This window comes from Massilia sp. NBRC 108631, assembly GCF_059704565.1.
The window spans coordinates 22,555-41,796 of record NZ_BAAKJE010000274.1 but is presented as its reverse complement, the minus strand read 5'-3'; the positions used below and the strand labels follow the sequence as shown (position 1 = coordinate 41,796).

General features: G+C 64.5%; 12 protein-coding genes. 4 read left to right on the top strand and 8 right to left on the bottom strand.

The annotated features are described in order from the left end of the window. Entirely contained in the window at nt 1-1,536 is a 1,536-nt protein-coding gene (locus tag AC6H42_RS30570; protein ID WP_497549685.1) for a tryptophan halogenase family protein, read from the top strand. Between the two features lie 31 nt (nt 1,537-1,567). Here the strand turns inward: AC6H42_RS30570 and AC6H42_RS30565 are convergent, their stop codons facing one another. The 3 genes from AC6H42_RS30565 to AC6H42_RS30555 all read right to left on the bottom strand — a co-directional run bounded on the left by AC6H42_RS30565 (nt 1,568) and on the right by AC6H42_RS30555 (nt 8,257). Then, nucleotides 1,568-2,938 carry a hypothetical protein gene (locus AC6H42_RS30565; protein ID WP_057153806.1) on the bottom strand — a complete coding sequence of 457 codons (1,371 nt, stop codon included), beginning with the start codon at nt 2,936-2,938 and terminating at the stop codon, nt 1,568-1,570. A 7-nt stretch (nt 2,939-2,945) separates the two neighbouring features. Further along, nucleotides 2,946-3,755 (bottom strand): GNAT family N-acetyltransferase, encoded by an 810-nt coding sequence (locus tag AC6H42_RS30560; RefSeq protein WP_497549684.1) that lies wholly within the window; start codon nt 3,753-3,755, stop codon nt 2,946-2,948. Nucleotides 3,756-3,832: 77 nt separating this feature from the next. Further along, nucleotides 3,833-8,257, bottom strand: a complete 4,425-nt coding sequence (locus AC6H42_RS30555) for a molybdopterin cofactor-binding domain-containing protein (RefSeq protein ID WP_497549683.1) — start codon at nt 8,255-8,257, stop codon at nt 3,833-3,835. A gap of 760 nt (nt 8,258-9,017) precedes the next feature. Between AC6H42_RS30555 and AC6H42_RS30550 the strand changes: the two genes are divergently transcribed. Together AC6H42_RS30550 and AC6H42_RS30545 are read left to right on the top strand one after the other, a co-directional pair. Further along, nucleotides 9,018-9,236: a hypothetical protein gene (locus AC6H42_RS30550; RefSeq protein WP_497549682.1), complete on the top strand. Its 219-nt coding sequence runs from the start codon at nt 9,018-9,020 to the stop codon at nt 9,234-9,236. Then, nucleotides 9,229-9,708 (top strand): nucleotidyl transferase AbiEii/AbiGii toxin family protein, encoded by a 480-nt coding sequence (locus AC6H42_RS30545; protein WP_497549681.1) that lies wholly within the window; start codon nt 9,229-9,231, stop codon nt 9,706-9,708. The genes AC6H42_RS30550 and AC6H42_RS30545 overlap by 8 nt, the downstream gene beginning before the upstream one ends. 289 nt (nt 9,709-9,997) lie before the next feature. Here AC6H42_RS30545 and AC6H42_RS30540 read toward each other — a convergent pair whose 3' ends face one another. Together AC6H42_RS30540 and ppk2 are read right to left on the bottom strand one after the other, a co-directional pair. Further along, a complete protein-coding gene (locus tag AC6H42_RS30540; RefSeq protein WP_497549680.1) occupies nt 9,998-11,332 on the bottom strand; it encodes an MFS transporter in 1,335 nt (444 codons plus the stop codon). 201 nt (nt 11,333-11,533) lie between these two features. Then, nucleotides 11,534-12,451 carry a polyphosphate kinase 2 gene (ppk2, locus tag AC6H42_RS30535; protein ID WP_057153813.1) on the bottom strand — a complete coding sequence of 306 codons (918 nt, stop codon included), beginning with the start codon at nt 12,449-12,451 and terminating at the stop codon, nt 11,534-11,536. Between the two features lie 189 nt (nt 12,452-12,640). Here ppk2 and AC6H42_RS30530 point away from each other — a divergent pair, with 189 nt between their 5' ends. Further along, nucleotides 12,641-15,583 (top strand): polysaccharide lyase family 8 super-sandwich domain-containing protein, encoded by a 2,943-nt coding sequence (locus AC6H42_RS30530; RefSeq protein ID WP_497549679.1) that lies wholly within the window; start codon nt 12,641-12,643, stop codon nt 15,581-15,583. Between the two features lie 13 nt (nt 15,584-15,596). Here the strand turns inward: AC6H42_RS30530 and AC6H42_RS30525 are convergent, their stop codons facing one another. The 3 genes from AC6H42_RS30525 to AC6H42_RS30515 are packed head-to-tail and all read right to left on the bottom strand — an operon-like array spanning nt 15,597 to nt 19,241. Further along, complete coding sequence (locus AC6H42_RS30525; protein ID WP_497549678.1) at nt 15,597-16,307, bottom strand: PEP-CTERM sorting domain-containing protein; 711 nt, start codon at nt 16,305-16,307, stop codon at nt 15,597-15,599. Next, nucleotides 16,304-18,121, bottom strand: a complete 1,818-nt coding sequence (locus AC6H42_RS30520) for an MFS transporter (protein ID WP_497549677.1) — start codon at nt 18,119-18,121, stop codon at nt 16,304-16,306. The genes AC6H42_RS30525 and AC6H42_RS30520 overlap by 4 nt, the downstream gene beginning before the upstream one ends. After that, complete coding sequence (locus AC6H42_RS30515; protein ID WP_497549696.1) at nt 18,102-19,241, bottom strand: N-acetylglucosamine-6-phosphate deacetylase; 1,140 nt, start codon at nt 19,239-19,241, stop codon at nt 18,102-18,104. Before AC6H42_RS30515 ends, AC6H42_RS30520 begins: the two co-directional genes overlap by 20 nt. Nucleotide 19,242: the final 1 nt, after the last annotated feature.

The following is a 19,242-nucleotide window of genomic DNA, read 5'->3' as shown; positions in this document are numbered from 1 at the left end:
ATGAATGATCGGCATGGCCGGGCCATCCGGAAAATTGTCATCGCCGGCGGCGGTACGGCGGGTTGGATGACGGCCGCGCCGCTGGCGCTCAGGCTGGGCAAGGCCTGCGAGATCGTGCTGGTGGAGTCGCCGGAAATCGGCACGGTGGGCGTGGGCGAGGCGACCCTGCCCACCATCGCCTACTACAACCGCGCGCTCGGGCTGGATGTGGCAGATTTCGCCCGCAAGACCATGGCAACCTTCAAGCTCGGCATCGACTTCAAGGATTGGGGCCGCCTGGGCAACCGTTTCTTCCACGGCTTCGGCGATTTCGGTCCGGCCATCGAGAAGCGCTCGCCGTATCTGTACTGGCTGCGGCTGGCGCGCGAGTCCAAGGACATGCCGTCGTACGAGGACTGGTCGGTGGCGACGGTGATGGGGCGGGCCAACCGCTTCATGGAGCCCTACGGCGACCAGCCTGCCGTGACCAACGCCTTCAGCTACGCCTATCACTTCGACGCCGGGCTGTACGCCGCCTATCTGCGCGACTACGCCGTGCAGCGCGGCGTGACGCGCATCGAAGGCATGATCACGGCGGTGGAGCAGCATCCTGGGACTGGCTTCATTACCGCCGTCAAGCTGCGCGACGGCAGCCGGGTCGAGGGCGACCTGTTCATCGATTGCTCGGGCTTCCGCGGCCTGCTGATCGAAGGCGTGTACCAGGCAGGCTACGACGACTGGAGCGCCATGCTGCCCTGTAACAGCGCGCAGGCCGTGCCGTGCGCGCGCGTGGAACCGCTCACGCCCTACACGCGCTCGACCGCGCAGAGCGCCGGCTGGACCTGGCGCATTCCGCTGCAGCACCGCACCGGCAACGGGCATGTGTACTGCAATGGCTTCACATCGGATGAAGATGCGTCGCGTGTGCTGCTGGCCGGCCTGGACGGCCGCGCGCTCGACGACCCGCGCCAGTTGCGCTTTACCACGGGCCGCCGCCGCAAGTCCTGGATCAAGAACTGCGTGGCCATCGGCCTGTCCAGCGGCTTCCTGGAGCCGCTTGAATCGACCAGCATCAACATCATTGAAAACTCGGTGGGCTGGCTGCTGCAGCACTTCCCTGACCGGGACTTCCGGCCCGCGCTGGCGGACGAGTTCAACCGCCTGGTCTCGCAGCGCTACGAGTTCGTGCGAGATTTCATCGTCATGCACTACAAGATCACCAAGCGCGACGATTCGGAGTTCTGGCGCTACTGCGCCAACATGCCGGTCCCCGACACGCTGCGGCACCAGATCGAACTGTTCCGCGAAACCGGCCGCGTCGCCATCTACGATCCGGAAGGTTTCCAGGTGTCGTCCCATATCTCCATCATGGCCGGGCTGGGCATTACGCCCAAGACCCATGATCCGCTGATCGACCTGATGGACCTGCAGGCATTGCGTACCCATTTCGACCGGGTGCGCGAGACCATCGTGCGGGCAGTGCAGGCCATGCCGGACCATGGCGCCTATGTCAGCCGGCTGGCCGGCACGCCGGCCGTTCCGCCGCTGGCTGCCTGACGCTATACATGCGGCGCAGCCGCCGCTCCACTCAGCTAAACCATGGGGCGAGGTACTTGTCGAAGGCCTGCCAAAATTCCTCGGTTCGTTGCTCCGGATCTTCTAGTGCTTCGAAAATGGACTCCAGCAGTTTGAACATCGCGGAATCCTGCATTTTCACGGCGTCCCAGCGGTTGAGAAACTCCTTGTTTTTTCTTAGATATGCCCAATCAAGAGGCACGTTATCGAGTGATCGGTAAAGCGTGCAATCCGTGACGGCTTTCATGCCCGCGCCCTTCTTTCCCGTGTACGCGACGTCATTGTTGGTGCACGGCGGGTTATCGGCGTCGTACTTGACTTCGAAGAATTGGATGGTATTGCCGACCTTGGTGGCATTGCCGCGCAGGCGGAGCGCCTCGCAGTAGAGGAAGAGGGCCTTGTCCTCCTTGGATGCAATAAAATACTTGGAAAAGACTGGCCGCTCGGGCTCAGTCGATTTAGGGTTGATTATGGTCAGGATGTTTAACTGGCCTTTTGGCGAGACACCCGTGATCCAGGGATATTTTGCCTCAATTGTCGGTGCTATCTCCTTCATGGTGTCCACAGTGATGGAAGTACCGCGGTAGATGAGATCCTTGGTTCTATCGTCGGTCATGAAGCAAGTGCGGTCGAGTATCTTCGCTACATGCAGGCCAACGGCCCGGCCGCAGCCCATGCCAAAGCCGTCGTATCCAAGCACCGTGACGCCGTGCGCTTTGAACTGATTGTAATTGGCGAGTTCTTCGTCCGACACGACAAAAAAAATATCGACTTTCTTCAGAAATCGAACCCACCAGAATTTCTCCGGAGCGCCCAGGGCTGTTCCGAGCCATTGGCCGTTCTTGCCCCCCGATGGAATGATGATGGCCGGCAGCGTGGGAAATTTGCATTCCAAACTTGCAAGCTTGGGCAGCGCGAACGCGCAGCATTGCTGGCGGTGGCCCTGCAAGAGATCGAAGAGCATTAATTTCTGGACCAGGCTATCTGTGCAGACTTTGGGCGTCATCTCTATGACGTCGGGGTATTTGATGTTGGATTTGCCCCGATAGTATTCACTCCAGCTGCGGTCCTGGAACTGGATACACATTGTTGGGCAAAGCTCGAGCGTTTCTGCATTGCGGTTTGCAATCTCGGCAAGGCGGAGTGATTTCAGCTGTGCGGCCTTGGTTGGCTGGAGGGCGCAGGTCTGGATGGCGAGGGAGATTTGCTTGCCGGGGTCGTGTTCATGCGGGCCGGTGCTCGTCTTCTCTGCTTGAATCTTTTTTAGCAGCTTTTCGAGCAGCTCTTGTTTCTTTTTTTCGGGCAGGTTCTCACTCATGTTCAAGTATTGGGTGAGGGCGCTATTGACGTCCTTTGCCAGAGTGTCGGCGACTTTGGGTTCCATAGCGATCTTATGCCCCGAACGTGATGGCGCCGGTCTGATGGAAGCCGCATTTTGCCGCCACCTTCAGTGACGGCATGTTGCCCGGTTCAATGGTGAGCACCAGTTTTTCGGTTTTTATGGCGCTTTTCAGTTGCATCAGCGCCTGGCTGGCGATGCCTTGTCCCCACGCGCGGCGGGCAATCCAGTACGAAACGCGGGTGGCCGTTTCGATGCGCGTGGCAAAGGCGGCGCCGAGGAATTGGCCCTGCCGGTTGACGACCGCGTAGCCGGTTTTGACGCCTGGTTCGCAGTTGCCGATCAGTTCAAGGGCGTCGGCGGCGCTGGTCATGGGCTTCATACGAGCGAGACGCCAGACGTCGGGATGAAGAGCATCGCGGAAGTAGGCGTCTGCATGCCGGTCTTCAAGGGGTATGAGCGAAATGGCGCTACTGCCGGGCGTGGATTTCCGGTACCGGCTGACGATATCGAATTGGGCAGCGTTATCCCAATCGCCCGGTGCGGCGTGGGTAAAGAGCGCCAGAATGCGGACGTCCCGGTCGTAACTGGTGAGAATTTCCTTGAAAGGCGGGTACTCATCGAAGAGCGGACCGACAGTCAGGGAGAGGCGAACGAATGTCTCGGCGTCGTCACGGGCGTGGAGCTCATGAACCGCGATTTTTGAGACGGCCGAGGCGAGCCGAAAGTCGAGTTCGGCCGGAGCCAGTCCAGCGACGGCGTGCGGGGCAGAGGTGCGTAGTGCGGCCAGGACGGAACGGGCCAGTTGGCGGCGGCTGTCATGTTCGAAGGTCGAGAGCTGGATAGGGCGGATCGCGAGCATGGGGGGGAGGCCTATGTCAGTCAGGGTGGATGGCAACGCTCGTCAGGGCCGCCTTGGCGGCCCCCTGCGCGCATCGGTCAGCCGCCGGCCGCAAGATCCTTGCACTGCACCAGGCACGCTTCGCGCACCCGTTGCACGGTGGCGGGCGAGTCCATCTGGAACCACTCGTTGTGGCCACGGTCGGCGCGTGCCGCCCGGACCGCCTGTTTGACCGCGAAGAAGGCGGTGGCGGCCAGCGTCATCGGCGGCTCTCCGATCTCCTTGGACGACAGCAGCTCGCTCGCGTCCGGAGCTTGCGGCGCCAGGTCGCGCGGGAACAGGATCACGTTCATCTCCAGCGGGATGGACTGCGCTGCGGGCGGCTTGTATTCCCAGGTGTTGACCGTGTACAGCGCGCCGGGCGCAGGACGGGTGGCCGAGGTCGTGGTGGCGGAGGTGGCTGGCTGGTAGCTCAGCTCCTCGCTCAGCACGTAGCCCAGGCCCTGCACGAAGCCGCCTTCAACCTGGCCCACGTCCACGGCGGGGTTCAGGCTGATCCCCGCGTCGTACACCACGTCGGCCCGCAACACCGTGGTTTCGCCCGTCAGCACGTCGATCTCGACCTCGGTGCAGGCCGCGCTGAAGGTGTAGCCGTTGAAGTAGTCCACTTCTTCGCTTGCGGCCACCAGTTCACCCTGTGCGTTCCTGACCTGCTTGAAGGTCAGGCCGGTGTCCGGCTTGTCGCCGCCCGGCACCGCGATGCGCGCCTGCGCCGACAGGTTGACGCGGGCGTTGAAGGCGCTATCGACGATGATGGCCCACATCAGTTTTGGCGGCGCGCCGTTCGCTTGGGGCATCATGGCGCGCCAGCCTTGCTGGAAATCCCAGAAGTTGATTTGCTTGGTGACGCACCAGGCGTCGCCATGCTGCAGCTGCAGATGGCGGCAGTAGTCCTCCAGCCGCTGCCGCAGCGCCTGGCAGGCTTGCTGGGCGGCCCCGCCGTTGAAGGAGGTGCCGGTCGACGCGCCCGTGCCTTCAGGGTTGGGGACCACGGCGGTATCGCATTCGGCCACACGGATCGAGGCCATCGGCACGTTCAGCGCCAGTGCTACCACCTGCGCCACCTTGGTGTCCAGGCCCTGGCCCATTTCCACGCCGCCGTGGCGCACCAGCACCGCGCCGTCCGGCGAGTAGACCTCGATCAGGGCGCCGCCCTGTTCCAGCGCGGTCAGGTTGAACCCGGAACCGTATTTGACCGGCAGCAGGGAAATGCCGCGCTTGCGCCAGCGGTTGTTGGCGTTGAACTCGTGCACCGCCTGCTGGCGGGCATGGAAGTCGGACTTTTCGATGGTGTAGTCCCACACTTCGCGCATGTAGCAGGACTCCAGCGGTTCGCCGTAGGGCGTGCTGTCCCCCGGCACGTACAGGTTCTTTTCCCGCACCGTATGGGCCGGCAGGCCGACGCTGTGCGCGGCCGCTTCGACCGCATCTTCCACGATCAGCACCGCCTGCAGCATGCCCATGGTACGCATCGAGGTGTTGCTGGTCTTGTTGGTGCGGCACACGTCAGCCGCGCAGTTCCAGTTCGGAATGTTGTAGGCGGTGTCGCTGCGCAGCGCCAGGCAGTCGCTGACGATGGGCGAACATTCGTAGGTGCGGCCGCCGTCCAGCCAGAAATCGGCCTGGAAGCCCAGCAGCTTGCCGTGCGTGGCGGGATTGGAAGCGTCGCCGACGGCGATGTTGTAATTGCCCAGCACCGGATGGCGATGGCCGAACATGGCGCTGTCGACCTGGCGCAGCAGGGCCAGGCGCACGGTGCGGTTCTGCTTCCAGGCCGCCACGGCGGCCATGCTGGAGGCGTAGGCGGAGATGTTGCACTTGCCGCCATAGCCGCCGCCGGTGCGGCGCACCTGCACGCTGACCTGGTTCGACGCCAGCCCGATCACGCTGCATGCCGCGCTTTGCACCGAGGCCGGACTCTGGGTGGACGGATGCAGCCGCAGCTGGCGGTCGCCCAGCACTTCGGCCACGCAGGACTGGGTTTCCATGTAAAAGTGGATCTGGCTGCCGACTTTCTGCTTCGACGACACGCGCGTGCAGGCGACCTGCGTGCCCAGCCCCGGCACGGCAACGCCCTTGGCCACCACCGGCTCACCGGGGTCGGGCTGGCTGGTGTCGGCCTGCGGCAGCCACTGCAGCGTGCTGCCCTCGCGCGTGATCTGCCAGATATGGGTGGGGAAGGGCAGCAGGTCGGGGAACACGATTTTCTCGCGTTCGGCCTTGGTGTCGGGCAGGTCGAGCAAGGGCGGCGTGTCCGGATCGGGCGCGAACAGGCACAGTTCGGTCTGCAGGTGCCAGGCGGCTTCCTGCGCTTCCTGTTCGTCCTCGGCCAGCACCATGCCGATGGACTGGCCAAAGCCGGTCAGCAGCAGCGGCGCGCAGGCGTCGTAGCCGGCCGGCAGCCTGCCGTGCGGACAGGCGGACGGCTCGACGCTGATGGCGAACAGCGGCTCGTCGGCACCGATGCCGATCACCGCCGCCGCCGGCACGTCGATCGCGGTAACGTAGTCGACCACGCCGGGGAATCGCAGGCGCAGCGCGTCGAGCACCTGGGCCGGACTGGCGTAGCCTTCCACGCCCGGCACGCGGTATGTGCAGGTGCCCAGCGCGATGGTGCTTTGCACCGGGGCGCCGTTCAGGCCGCGCCGGGGCAGCGGAATGTCATGCACATACTGGGCTTCGCCGGTGGCTTGCAGGTAGGCGCCGATCTTGATGTAGGGCAGGTTGGCCGGGTATTCGGCCGGTTCCTTCTCGTAGGCCTGGGTGCCGCGCGTCTCTTGCGGCTGGCTGCGCTGCGCCGCCGAGCGCACCGGTTCCGGCACCGGCAGGCCGCGCCATTGCGCCACCTCGATGAAAAACTTGTACAAATAGGACAGGCACAGCGCCCGCTTGTAGCCGCTGGAATAGCCCTCGTCCGGCAGTTCCGCATAGTGAGCGGCATGGCGGCGCATGATGGTGTCCACTTCGGCGCCCAGCGCCTCCAGCGCCACGCCCAGCGTCGCCTCGGTCCAGGGCTGGCCGAGCAGCGCTGCTTCGCACAGCGGCAAGCGGCAAGCCACCGGCGAGATCCCGCCCAGCACCAGCACCGCTTCGGTCACGCGCTGCTCCGCGTCCAGCAGCACCCGCATGCCGCCGTTGACGATGGAATGGGCATTGACGATGCGCTGGGCGGTCTTGTAGGTCTGCGCGTATTCGTTGTCGCGCGTGGCCGGCACCTCGTAGCGCAGCAGCACGCAGCCGCCGTCCAGCTCCGCCGCACTGTTCCACCGCGCGGCGAAGTCCAGCAGGCCGAAGCGGCGTTCGCCTTCCCAGCCGGGTGCAATGGCGAGCACGTTGGCGCCGAGCGCGGCCAGGGCCGTGAAGCAGTCGGACGGAAACGGTACGCCTTGTTCGCCGTGCCGCACCACCAGCATGGTGTTGCCCGCCAGCGTGGCGGCATTGCGCACGATGGTGCCGGCGGTGCGGCCTGCCATGTAGCGCAGGGCCAGCAGGCCGGGCACGGCGGCGGCGCCGGCAGGCGTGTCGGCGATCTGGCGGTCGAGCAGTTCCAGCAGCGCGCTGTAGCGCATGCCGGCGCCGAGGGTCAGCCTGCCGTGCGCCGCGCTGCTTTCACGCAATTCGCGCACCTGGGCCAGGTCGATGAAGACGCGCGGGTCCTCCACGGTGGCGGGATAGATGCCGATGGAGGTGTTGCCGCCGACCAGGCGCACGTTCTGGCGGTCGGGGTATTGGGCAAGCAGAGCCAGGGCCTCGCCCAGGGTGGTGGGGCGGAACCAGCGGGCGGCCGGCGCTTCGAAGGCCAGCGCGCGTGCGCGGCGGCGCAGTTCGTCCGGGAAGGAGAGCGTGAACGGCACCGCCTTGTCGATCGCCTCCGCCGGATCGATGATGCAGGCCATGCTGCCCTGTTCATCGACGGCGGGATTCCAGTCGGACGCGAATTCCTTCTTGAAGCCATACAGGATGGGACGGTAGCCGGTGCAGCGGCAGATGTTGCCGTCGAACAGCCCCTCGATCTCGGCCTTGGTGCCGGGCTTGGGGCCGCGCTCGGCGATGGCGGCCGTCATGTTCATGACCCAGCCGGGCGTGCAGAAACCGCATTGGGTGCCGTTGTTGTCCGCCAAACACTTCTGGACGGTGCTGATGGCCTCGGACTTCACGCTGCCCGTGCCTTCCACCGTGGTGACCATCATCCCGTCCAGCGCCGCCAGCGGCCGCATGCAGGAGTTGATGGATGAATTTTTCACCGTTTGCGTCGCCTCGTCCCACTCCGACAGCAGCACGGTGCAGGCGCCGCAGCCGCCCTGTTTGCAGCCGATCTTGGTGCCGGTCAGCCCAACGTCGGGTGAGCGCAAATAGTCGGCCAACAGCATTTTCGGGTCCACGTTGTGGCGCTGGACGCGCTTGCCGTTCAAATAAAAAACCAGGTCGGCGCTAAAGCCGGGAACGCTGTGGCTGTCGGGCATGGTGAATTCCTGTTCGCTGTTGGAAGTTATCGTTTTAAAAGCTATTACACGCTGGTGATCCTGATAACCTTAGCAGAAGCCAAATGGCAAATCAATCGCCCGAGGTTGAGTGCTTGCCGCCCGAACGATGGCGGCAATTGTTGTTGTTAATTTGGGAATGGCTGGAAATTCCCAAGCTGGATTCTCGAGTTTTCGAATATATTGTGAGGTCGATAGAAATGGGCGGGCCGGCTGGCGGCTTTCATTTCTTAATCAAACTTCCCGGGAGGCTCCAGATGAACGTGAAATCGGGACTGTCTTGCGCCAGCTTCACCGCAGTGCTGCTGTGCCTGTCCCAAGGGGCTGAGAATTCCTTTGAGCCACACCCATATCGAGATCACGCCGGGAATAGATGGGCAAATTTATGATATTGCCATAGACAATGTGTTCGCGCCGGATTATGACCGAACCAAGTGGTGGTTCCGCCGTCCTATGCAAAAAGCTTGACCGCGAACAGCACGGTTTATTTATGCAGCGGCAATCCCCCCCAAAGTGCCGTACGCGCTCAACGAGACCGTTGCCAGCCAGGGTGTCGACTGGGTACATACGAACTGTGCAGCGAGCGGTTATAAGTCGGCTTTTAAAAACGGATTCATCTACAGCCAGAATATCAATTTGACGAATAGCCAGACTTATTGCCGTCTTTGGCCCAATTGATATTGACTACGCCGCGCTGCGCGCTTTATTGGAAAATGCCTGGGGGATGGGGCATAATGAACCTATGAACGCCGCAGCCGACATCATTGTCATAGGGAACTTTCCCCAGCTCCGACTGATCGCATGGAATCGTAATCCGCATGAGGCGATCACCGGGGCGGAGGCGTTCGACCTCTACGAGCACAACTGGCGGTTCGTTGACGCAACTGCCATGCCGCCGCACGAGCGTGCCATGCTCGACCGCCTCACGCATGAATACGGCCATGGCATCTTGCATGTTTGACCGGCCTCGCCACCAGCGCGTCGCAAAGTTCCTCGCATCCCTCAATGCAGATTTTCTTGCCCAGTCCTGCTGCTATTTCGGCGGCGGGACCGCAATCGTGTTGTCGCTGAACGAGTACCGGGAGTCGGCCGATGTTGATTTCCTGTGCAGCTCGGTTGATGGCTACCGTGCTTTGCGCAATACGATCACTAACGCTTCGTTGGGAGACATTCTCAGTCAACCGGTTGAACTGGCCCGCGAGGTGCGTGCGGACCGCTATGGCATTCGAACGTTCGTGCGTGTGGACGGCGTCCCGATCAAATTTGAGATCGTGAATGAGGCCCGAATGCATGTCACAGGCGCGCTGAGTCCTCTGTTTGGTGTGCCAACGCTGTGCCGTGAGGATATGTACGCCGAACAGCTACTGGCTAATGCGGACCGGTACGGCGACCGCTCAGTTGCCAGCCGCGATGCCATCACTTGGCGATGCTGATTGAGCACTGGGGCCCGATCCCTGACGAGGCCTGGGCCAAAGCACGAAGGGCATATGGTCACAGCGTCGATGCGGGCTACAGCAAGGCAGTTTCATTGGTAAGCGATCAGGCATACTTGTCGTCCTGCTTGCAGAAAATGGGCATGCAGCCCGTTTTGGCCGGGCGTATTCTGGCATTGTTGCAAGGCTTCCAGTCTTCCGAAGGCTAGGCGGCAAAGCGCTTGCGTGCTTCCCGCCGTGGCGACGCCACCGCTGCCGGGTGGCGCCATGCATGCCGGGCGGCAGCGGGTCAGGTGGCGGCGGTTTGCGGCCCGTTGGCCGGCTCGGCCGTGCCGTCGTCATGGTGGAAGGGGGCCTTCCAGCACACGATGAAGGATGGGATGGTGGCCACCATGACGAACACGAAGTAGGTCACGTAGCCCATCATCTCCTGCAGGTAGCCGCTGAGCACGCCGGTCACCATGCCGCACAGGCCCATCAGGCCGGTACCGAAAGCGTAGTGGGTGGTGGCGTACTTGCCGGGGGCCAGCTGCTGCATCAGGTAGATCATGAAGCCGACCGCGCCAAAGCCGAAGAAGAACTTCTCGATCACCACGCCGGAGGCGATGGCGAACACGCTGTCGGGCTGGTAGACGCTCATCACCAGGAAGGTGGCGTTGGGGATGTTGATGGCGCAGCACAGCGTGAACAGGGTGGCTTTCAGCCCGCGCCGCGCCACGAACCAGCCGCCCAGCAGTGAACCCAGCAGCACGGCAGCCAGGCCGTAGGTGCCGTAGATGATGCCCAGTTGCTCGTTCGACAGGCCCAGGCCGCCCTTGCTCACCGGGTCCACCATGAAGAAGGGACCGATCTTTTCCAGGAAGCCCACGCTGAGGCGGAACAGGAAGGCGAAGGCGATCATCAGCCACACGCCGCGCTTGGCGAACAGGGTGCGGAAGGCGTCCAGCAGGATGCGGCGCGCTTCGGCCGCAGAGGAGGGCGTGTCCGGGGCGCGCGCGCCGTCCGGCATCACGCGTACGTGCCAGGCCATCATCAGCAGCGTCAGCACGGCGACGATGATGAAGATGACGCGCCAGGCGTCCATCCACTCCGGGCCGAAGGTCTTCGGATCATGGCCGAACACGTCGGCGTGCAGGCGGCCGGACAGGTACACCAGGCCGCCCGAGGCGACGATGGGGCCGACGTTCCACGACAGGCTCTGGATGCCGCAGTACAGCGACTGGCTGCGCGAGTCGAGCGAGGTGACGTACACGCCGTCGCTGGCGATGTCCTGGGTGGCGCCGATGAAGGACATCAGCACGAACATCACCATCAGCACCACCAGCGCGTTCGGGATCGCCATGGCCAGCGCGATGGCGCCGAAGCCGAGCGCCAGCAGCAGCTGCGTGGCCAGCACGAAGAATTTCTTGGTGCGGTACATGTCCACGAAGGGGGCGAACAGCGGCTTGACGGTGTAGGCGAAGATCAGCAGGCTGGAATAGCCGGCGGCCTGGCCGTTGTCCATGCCCAGGTTCTTGAACATGATGGAACTGACGCTGGTCAGCATCACATAGGCCAGCGCCATGGTGAAGTAACCGGTGGGCACCCATAGCAGCGGCGAGGTGGTGGGGCGGGTTGGTGGCATTGCGTGTCTCCGTTGCTGCTTGCAGCTTATTTTACCGGTGGTTTGAAAACGTTTTCACATTTTATGAAAACGTTTTCATGATACCGAGAGACTTTTCATCATGTCAAACAAAACCGCAGTTTTGCGGCAAATTGATTGCCTGGATAGGCGAACTGCCGGGAGAGGCGGGGACGGGGCGGCTTGCGGCAGCCCCGCAGCAGGCTAGTAGAATTCCGGGACCACGATCTCCTGCGGCACCGGGCGGCGTACATAGTCGTCGTTGTATTCGCGCTCGGGCAGCTGGATCAGCGGGCGCTCGACTTCGACATAGGGCATCTGCTGCAGCAAGTGGTGGATGCAGTTCAGGCGCGCCTTCTTCTTGTCCACGCCTTGCACCACCCACCATTTGGCTTCTTCGATGTGGGTGCGCTCCAGCATGATCTCCTTGGCCTTGGTGTATTCCTCCCAGCGGCGGCGCGATTCGAGGTCCATCGGGCTGAGCTTCCACTGCTTGAGCGGGTCGTGGATGCGGCTCAGGAAGCGCGCGTTCTGTTCCTCGTCCGAGATGGAGAACCAGTACTTGATCACCTGGATGCCGGAGCGCACCAGCATGCGCTCGAATTCCGGCACAGACTGGAAGAATTCCTCGTACTGCTCGTTGCTGCAAAAGCCCATCACGCGCTCGATGCCAGCGCGGTTGTACCAGCTGCGGTCGAACAGCACGATCTCGCCGGCGGCCGGCAGGTGGGCCACGTAGCGCTGGAAATACCATTGCGTGCGTTCGCGGTCGTTGGGGGCGGGCAGGGCGGCCACCCGGCACACGCGCGGATTCAGGCGCTGCACGATGCGCTTGATGACGCCGCCCTTGCCGGCCGCGTCGCGGCCCTCGAACAGGATCACCACCTTGTGGCCGGTGTGCACCACCCAGTCCTGCAGCTTGACCAGCTCGGCCTGCATGCGGAACAGTTCGCGGAAGTAGACCCGTCGCGCTTCCTTTTCCTGCTCACTGCGGCCTTGCTGCGGCAGCAGGGTGCCGGAATCGAGGTCGCGGTCGTCCAGCTCCAGTTCCAGTTCCTCGTCGTAGCTGTCGACAATGTCCTTGTGCACGCGGGCGGTCAGTTCTCTCAGTTGGATGTCCATGGTGGGCGTTCGCAGTAGCCTGATGATAGTCGTCCGAGTATAGGCGGGCGATGTGACATGCCTGTGACCGGGCTGCCGGTTTGTTGTGGCGGACAAACGGTACGCCGGTTTAGATTGCGCATTTCGGGATCGAAGTGGTAACGTTAACCTATAAAAATAATCCTGGTTGCGCTCAAATTGGAGAAACCGATGAATCTCGCTTTTCGCCCGCCGCGCCGGGGCTTGCTGCTGGCTTTGCTATTGCACGCGGGCCTGGCCGCCGTACCTGCCCGCGCCGATGTGTACGACGACATGCGGACCAAGTGGCTGAACCGCAGCGCGAGCGCGCCCGCCCTCGCGCCCGACGATCCCGACGTGGCCATGCAGGCTGCCGGCGGCAGTGCCGCCGCCACGCAGTACTGGAGCACGATGAACCGGCGCCCCGGCCGCACCGCGCTGTGGCCCGACTTGCCGCTGGGCGCAGTGTCGGCCAGTATCACTGCCAGCGTGGCGCGTTTGAGCACACTGATGGCGGCCTACCAGTCCGCCGCTTCGCCTTACTATCAGAATCCCGAGGTGCTGCAGGCAGCGCTGGAGGGGCTGGATTGGCTGCTGGCCAACGGGTATTCCGCCACCGGCACCGGCCATGACAACTGGTGGGACTGGCAGATCGGCGCTCCGGCCAATCTGAACAACCTCATGATGGCGAACTACAGCCTGCTGTCGCCGGCGCGTATCGCCGCGTGCATCGCCGCGATCGACCACTACGCGCCCGATCCGACGCGGCGCGCCAGCATGGATGGTTCGATTGCCGCCAACGCCATTGAGGAAGTGGGCGCCAACCGCCTGGACAAGGCGCTCGGCGCAGTGATGCGTGGCATATTGGGCAAGAGCGGCGCCAAGATCGCGGCAGGGCGCGATGCGATCCCCGCGGCGTTGGCCTACGTGGCCACCGGCGACGGCTACTACACCGACGGCAGCTTTATCCAGCACACGCACACGCCTTACGTGGGCGCCTACGGCACGGTGCTGCTGGCCGATATCAGCAAGCTGTATTACCTGCTGAACGACAGCCCTTGGTCCATCAGCGCGGACCCGAACTACCTCAATCCCTACGACTGGGCGATGAACGCCTATCGCCCATTCATCTTCGACGGCGCCATGATGGACAACCAGCGCGGCCGCAGCATTTCGCGCCAGGGCACGTCGGACCACCTTAGCGGCCGTGCGACCGTCAGTGCCCTGGCCGAGCTGGCACAGGTGCTGCCCGCAGCGCAGGCGCTGCAGCTGAAATCGGTGATCAAGGGCTGGGTGGAGCGCGACGGCAGCTTTGGAGAAAGCTATTTCACGCCGCAGTACGGCTCCGGCGTGCCGGTGTTCGACATCGCGCTCATCAAGGCCATCCTGAACGATGCGGGCATCCCCTCGGCGCCGGAGGGCAACGAAACGCGCATCTTCCCGTCGGCCGACCGCGCCGTGTCGCGCGGCGACGGCTATGCCTTCGCCTTGTCGATGTTCTCCAAGCGCATCAGTGCCTTTGAATTCGGCAATGGCGAAAACAAGGTCGGCTGGTGGACCGGCATCGGCATGACCCAGCTCTATAACGCCGACCAGACCCAGTACGGCAACGACTTCTGGCCCACGGTCGACCTGCGGCGCCTGTCCGGCACCACGACCGACCGCAGTGGCGGCACGCCGGTGGCGTGGAAGCACTACGGCAACACCAAGAACGCCATCGGCGGCGCGGAACTGAACCGCCAGTTCGCCACCGCCGCCATGGAGTTCGCGCTGACCAACGCCACGGCCAGTACCCTGTCGGGCAAGAAGGCCTGGTTCCTGTTCGGCGACCGCATCGTCGCCGTCGGCACCGGCATCACCAGCACCGACGGGGTGCCGGTTGAAACCATTGTGGAAAACCGCCTGCTGAACGGAGCGGGCGACAATCAGCTGACCGTCAACGACGTGGCCAACGTCATGCCTGCCCCGCTGGGCTGGAGCGAGGCCATGCCCGCCACAAAGTGGGCGCACCTGGCTGGCAATACATCCTACGGGTCCGATATCGGTTATGTCTTTCCCGATCTCCCTGCGGTGGCCGCGTTGCGCGAAAGCCGTAGCGGCGCGTGGCGTAACATCAACGATGGCGGCAGCACGGCCACGGTCAGCAACAACTTCCTGAGCCTGGCGCTGAACCACGGCGTCAATCCGGTGAACGCGGCCTACACCTACGTCCTGCTGCCAAACCGCAGCGCGGAGGAAACCGCCGCCTTTGCCGCCGCCAATCCCATCAGCGTGATCGAACGCTCCACCACCGCCACGGCCGTGCGCGACAATACGCAGGGCGTGACGGGCGTGGTGTACTGGTTCGACGCGCCGAAGACTGTCAACGTCGCGGGCCAGCCTTATCTCACCAGCGACAAGCGCTCGGTGGTCACGCTGCGGCAGGCGGGCGGCGAGCTGGAACTGGCGGTGGCCGATCCGACCCAGCTCAATACGGGCTTGATCAACCTTGAACTGAACCGCGCCGGCAACCTGGTGAGCAAGGACGACGCCATCGCTTTCCTCAATCCGGGCGGCGCCACCATCAAGCTGGCGGTCAGCGTCAACGGCGCGCTGGGCAAGTCGTTCAAGGCCAGGTTCACGCTGATCAACAGGACGGCGCTGGCGCCCGCTGCGGACGCGTATGTGCGCGATGGCACCTACGCCGGCGCCAACTACGGCGCCACCGCGACCATGGTGGTCAAGCAGGAGACGGTGAGCTATACCCGCAAGGCGCTGCTGAAGTTCGACCTTGCCGCCATCAGTGGCACGGTTACCAGCGCCAAGCTGAAACTGGTGCCGACTTCCGTCGGCATGGCGGGCGTGACGCACAATCTGTATCAAACCGCAGCAGACAGCTGGACCGAGAGCGCGCTGACTTGGAATGGCATGCCGGCCAATGGCGGCTTGCTGGGGAGCTGGGAGGTGCCGGCGGCGAATACGCCGGTCGAAATCGATGTGACGGCGGCTGCCAGCGGCGTGATGGGCGGCAGCAAGGTGTTGTCGCTGAAGCTGGAGGGCGCCGCCAATTACGGCAGCGCCTCGTCGGTGGAATATGGGACCAGGGAGCATGGGAATGCGAATTACCGTCCCACGCTGGTCGTGACTTATCAGTAATTCCTGAAGTAATTCACGAGCAACCCTTTGCCCGTTCCTGCGATTCGCCGGGGCGGGTTTTTTTTGGCCGCAGCGCGAGCAAGGCCGCCAGTCCGGCACCCATCAGCAGCAGCGATGCAGGTTCGGGCAGGGCTGCCGCATCCAGATAGTGAATGGTCAGGACCATGCCCGCGCGGTCCGCCGTGTAGGCGCCGTTGTTGGCCACTGTCCATTGCGCCACGGTGGACCCTCGCAGGTGCATGCCGAACCAGCTGTCGCGCGCGGCCAGGCTGGCCGCCAGCAGGGAAGTGAGGTCGAAATGGCTGATCGCCCGGCCCGCCAGCGTGGACACCACAGAGCCGTAGTTGGCGCCGGGCGCGTTCCAGCTGTAGGCCAGCTTGCCCGCGTTGGCGTCCGCGTCGAAGCCTACCAGCGTGCCGTTCTGCGGCCCGGTCTCGCCCTCCTTGAGTTCAAATGACAGCACCGCGCTGGAAATGGTCTTGCCCGCCAGCGCTCCGATATCGACCTGCATGATGGTGCGGCTCAAATTGCTGCGTTCTACGCCCAGGATGTGCGCCCAGGCGCTGCTGTACATGCCCAGGTAGCCGGTGCCCGCGTAGGTGCTGGCGGTATTGCTGTTCCTGAGCGTGGAGAAGGTGCCGATGTCGTCGAGCGAAATCGCCATCACGCCGGCTTGCGCCTGAGTTGCGGCCAGCAGTGGGATCAGGGCTAACAGTGTTTTCATGATGCGTCTCCGGTGGTGTAGTTGGCAACGTGTTCCGTGCGCGCGCCTTTCTTGTCTGCGCGTCCTTCGAAATAGCGTCCGATTTCCTCCAGCGTCTTGCCGCGCGTTTCGGGCAACAGGATGGCGGCGGCCAGGAAGTACACCACCGTGCAGCCGGCCCAGGCGAAGAACATGGGCGCATAGCCGTGCTGGCCCACGGTGGGCAGGAACACTGCCGCGATGGAGGTCGATACCAGCTGATTGAGCAGCAGGGCCACGCTCATGCCGTTGGAACGGATGCGGTTTGGCATCAGCTCGGACAGCGCCAGCCACACGCACACGCCGGGACCGACCGCGAAGCTGGAGACAAATGCCAACAGGCAGGCCAGCAGCAGCCAGCCTTGGGCTGGCGTGGGCGGTGGACCCAGGCGGGCGCGCTCGATCACCAGCGGCGCGCCTTGCGCCAGCCTCATGTCCGGGAAAGGGTTCAGATGCAGCGCGCGGAAGGCCGCTCCCAGCGCGCTGTCGCCTTCGATACCGCTGGGTGGGGCGATGCTCAGCGCTTGTCCCGGGCGCAGCGTGCGGACCTGGGTCAACGGGCCGTAGCTGTAGGCGATTTCGAGCTGGTAGGCGTCGTTGCCCGCCAGTGCGCGCAGCGCTGGAGCGTCCAGCGTGAGTGCCTGGTTTTTTGCCAGCGGCGCCAGCGTGGCGCGCAGGTCGGCTTTGCCGTGGTCCATGGCCAGGAACAGGGCGCCGGCGGCGCACAGCGAGGCGATGATGCCGCCGCAGCCCAGCATGAGCAGGAAGCGGCGGCCTTTGCGGTCCACCAGCACCACGGCCGCCACCGTCACCAGGGCGTTGGCCAGCTTCAGCGCCACGTCGCCCCAGTTGGCCTGCGATCCGGCCAGGCCGCCCTGTTCAAGAATGTTGACAGAGTAGGCCAGCACCGAGTTCATGCCAGTGGCCTGGTTGCAGGCCAGGATCAGGCAGGCCAGCAGGAAGGGGAGTACAAAGCGGCGCTGCATAAGGCTGCCCTGGTCGGCGGCGCCATGGTTGCCGGCTGTGGCCTTGGTCCCGGTGCTGCCTGCGGCCGCGCCGATGGCGGCCAGCTCGGCGTCGGCATCGGCGTGTGTGCGGGTGCGGCGCAGGGCGGCGAGCGCCTGTTCGCGGCGTCCGCGCGCAAGCAGCCAGCGCGGCGATTCGCTCAGGCCCAGCACGCCGGCGCAGAACAGCAGTCCCGGCGCGAGGCTGAGCCAAAAGATGCGGCGCCAGGCTGCGTCCTGCATGGCGGGCAGCCCGGCGGGATTGGTCTGCGCGACGGTTTCCACCTGCTGCGATACGATCAGGCCGATCAGCGCGGCGGCCACCAGGCCGATGGTGAGCAACAGCTGGAACAAGGCCGTGCCGCGCCCGCGCACGGCCGCCGGCAGCGACTCGGCCAGGTAGAGCGGCACGATCACGCCGACCAGGCCACCGCTGACCCCTTGCAGCAAGCGGCCCAGCAGCAGCGGCACATAGCCGTCGGCCAGCGCGATCATGGGAATGCTGGCTGAGAACAGCAGGCCAGCCACCAGCATGCCGGCCTTGCGGCCGATGGTGTCGGCCAGCGCGCCGGCGGCCAGTGAGGACAGTACTGAGCCGAGCAGCACGGCGGCCACGACCAAGCCGAGCTGTTGCGCCGACAGCTTCCACAGCTGCGCGGCGGACGACTCCAGATAGGGCAGGGCGCCGGCGATGATGCCGACGTCGATACCGTAGAGCAGGCCGCCAAGGCCGGCCACGGCCAGCAGGTAACGGGTTTGGCTAGCGTGTTTCTTAGGCGGGTAGGGGCGCATGGTGTTTTCCTTGTTGAATGTCCAGCGGGTCCAGGGGACGGCCGCGCAGCAGCACGGAACGTACTTGCAATTCGTCGTCCAGCACGACGATGTCGGCGCGCGCACCTGCTGCCAGGCGGCCGCGGTCCTGCATGCCGAGGTAGTCGGCCGGGAAGCGCGACACGCGGTCGCTGGCGTCGGCCAGCATCAGGCCGATGCCGACCAGGTTGCGCAGCGCCTGGTCCATCGTCAGCGCGCTGCCGGCCAGCGAATCGCCGCTGGCCAGGCGCACGCAGCCCGCGCATTTCATGACGCGCTGGCTGCCCAGCATGTAGGCGCCGTCCGGCATGCCGGTGGCGGACGTGGCGTCGGTCACCGCGTACAGGCGCGGGATGGCGCGCAGGGCGGCGCGCAGCGCGCCGGGTCGGGCGTGGTGCAGGTCGGGGATGATTTCGGCGTATTGTCCGTGCGCCAGCGCAGCGCCGACGATGCCGGGCGCATACTGGTTCAGGCCCGTCATGCCATTGAACAGGTGGGTGAACCCGGCCAGGCCCGCCTCGAGCGCCGCCACGCCGTCTTCATAAGTGCCGGCGCTGTGGCCGGCCTGCACCCGGATGCCCATGGCGCACAACTGGGGAATGAGCTCCAGGTGGCCGGCCACTTCAGGCGCCAGGGTCAACACGCGGATGGGCGCCAGCGCATGCCACGCCAGCACCTGTACCAGCGTGCCGGGCGTGACCAGCGGCGGCTGCGCACCCAGGCGGCCGATGTTGAGGAAAGGGCCTTCCAGGTGCACGCCGGCGATGTGTGCGGCATCCGCAGCGGGGGTGGCTATGGCAGCGGCAGCGCCGCGCAGCGCGTGCGCTATTGCCTCCGGCGGCGCGGTCATGGTGGTGGCCAGCAGCGTTGTGGTACCGTGGCGTGCGTGCAGCCGGGCCACGGTCTGCGCGGCGCCGCCGCCCTGCATGATGTCCACGCCGCCCGCCCCGTGCACGTGCAGGTCGATAAAGCCGGGCAGTATCCAGCGGTCGCCGCGCGCGGTGTCGTCGGCTTCGATGGCAACGATGTCGGCTCCATGGCGCAGGCGTCCGCGTATCCAGCCGCCGGGGGTGAGGATGCGGCCTTCCAGCGTCCCGTGCATG

What these genes read in the sequence shown, in the direction of transcription:
- AC6H42_RS30515 (WP_497549696.1), bottom strand. Translation starts at nt 19,241, where the DNA reads ATGCACGGGACGCTGGAAGGCCGCATCCTCACCCCCGGCGGCTGGATA.
- AC6H42_RS30530 (WP_497549679.1), top strand. Translation starts at nt 12,641, where the DNA reads ATGAATCTCGCTTTTCGCCCGCCGCGCCGGGGCTTGCTGCTGGCTTTG.
- AC6H42_RS30520 (WP_497549677.1), bottom strand. Translation starts at nt 18,121, where the DNA reads ATGCGCCCCTACCCGCCTAAGAAACACGCTAGCCAAACCCGTTACCTG.
- AC6H42_RS30540 (WP_497549680.1), bottom strand. Translation starts at nt 11,332, where the DNA reads ATGCCACCAACCCGCCCCACCACCTCGCCGCTGCTATGGGTGCCCACC.
- AC6H42_RS30570 (WP_497549685.1), top strand. Translation starts at nt 1, where the DNA reads ATGAATGATCGGCATGGCCGGGCCATCCGGAAAATTGTCATCGCCGGC.
- AC6H42_RS30565 (WP_057153806.1), bottom strand. Translation starts at nt 2,938, where the DNA reads ATGGAACCCAAAGTCGCCGACACTCTGGCAAAGGACGTCAATAGCGCC.
- AC6H42_RS30560 (WP_497549684.1), bottom strand. Translation starts at nt 3,755, where the DNA reads ATGCTCGCGATCCGCCCTATCCAGCTCTCGACCTTCGAACATGACAGC.
- ppk2 (WP_057153813.1), bottom strand. Translation starts at nt 12,451, where the DNA reads ATGGACATCCAACTGAGAGAACTGACCGCCCGCGTGCACAAGGACATT.
- AC6H42_RS30550 (WP_497549682.1), top strand. Translation starts at nt 9,018, where the DNA reads ATGAACGCCGCAGCCGACATCATTGTCATAGGGAACTTTCCCCAGCTC.
- AC6H42_RS30555 (WP_497549683.1), bottom strand. Translation starts at nt 8,257, where the DNA reads ATGCCCGACAGCCACAGCGTTCCCGGCTTTAGCGCCGACCTGGTTTTT.
- AC6H42_RS30545 (WP_497549681.1), top strand. Translation starts at nt 9,229, where the DNA reads ATGTTTGACCGGCCTCGCCACCAGCGCGTCGCAAAGTTCCTCGCATCC.
- AC6H42_RS30525 (WP_497549678.1), bottom strand. Translation starts at nt 16,307, where the DNA reads ATGAAAACACTGTTAGCCCTGATCCCACTGCTGGCCGCAACTCAGGCG.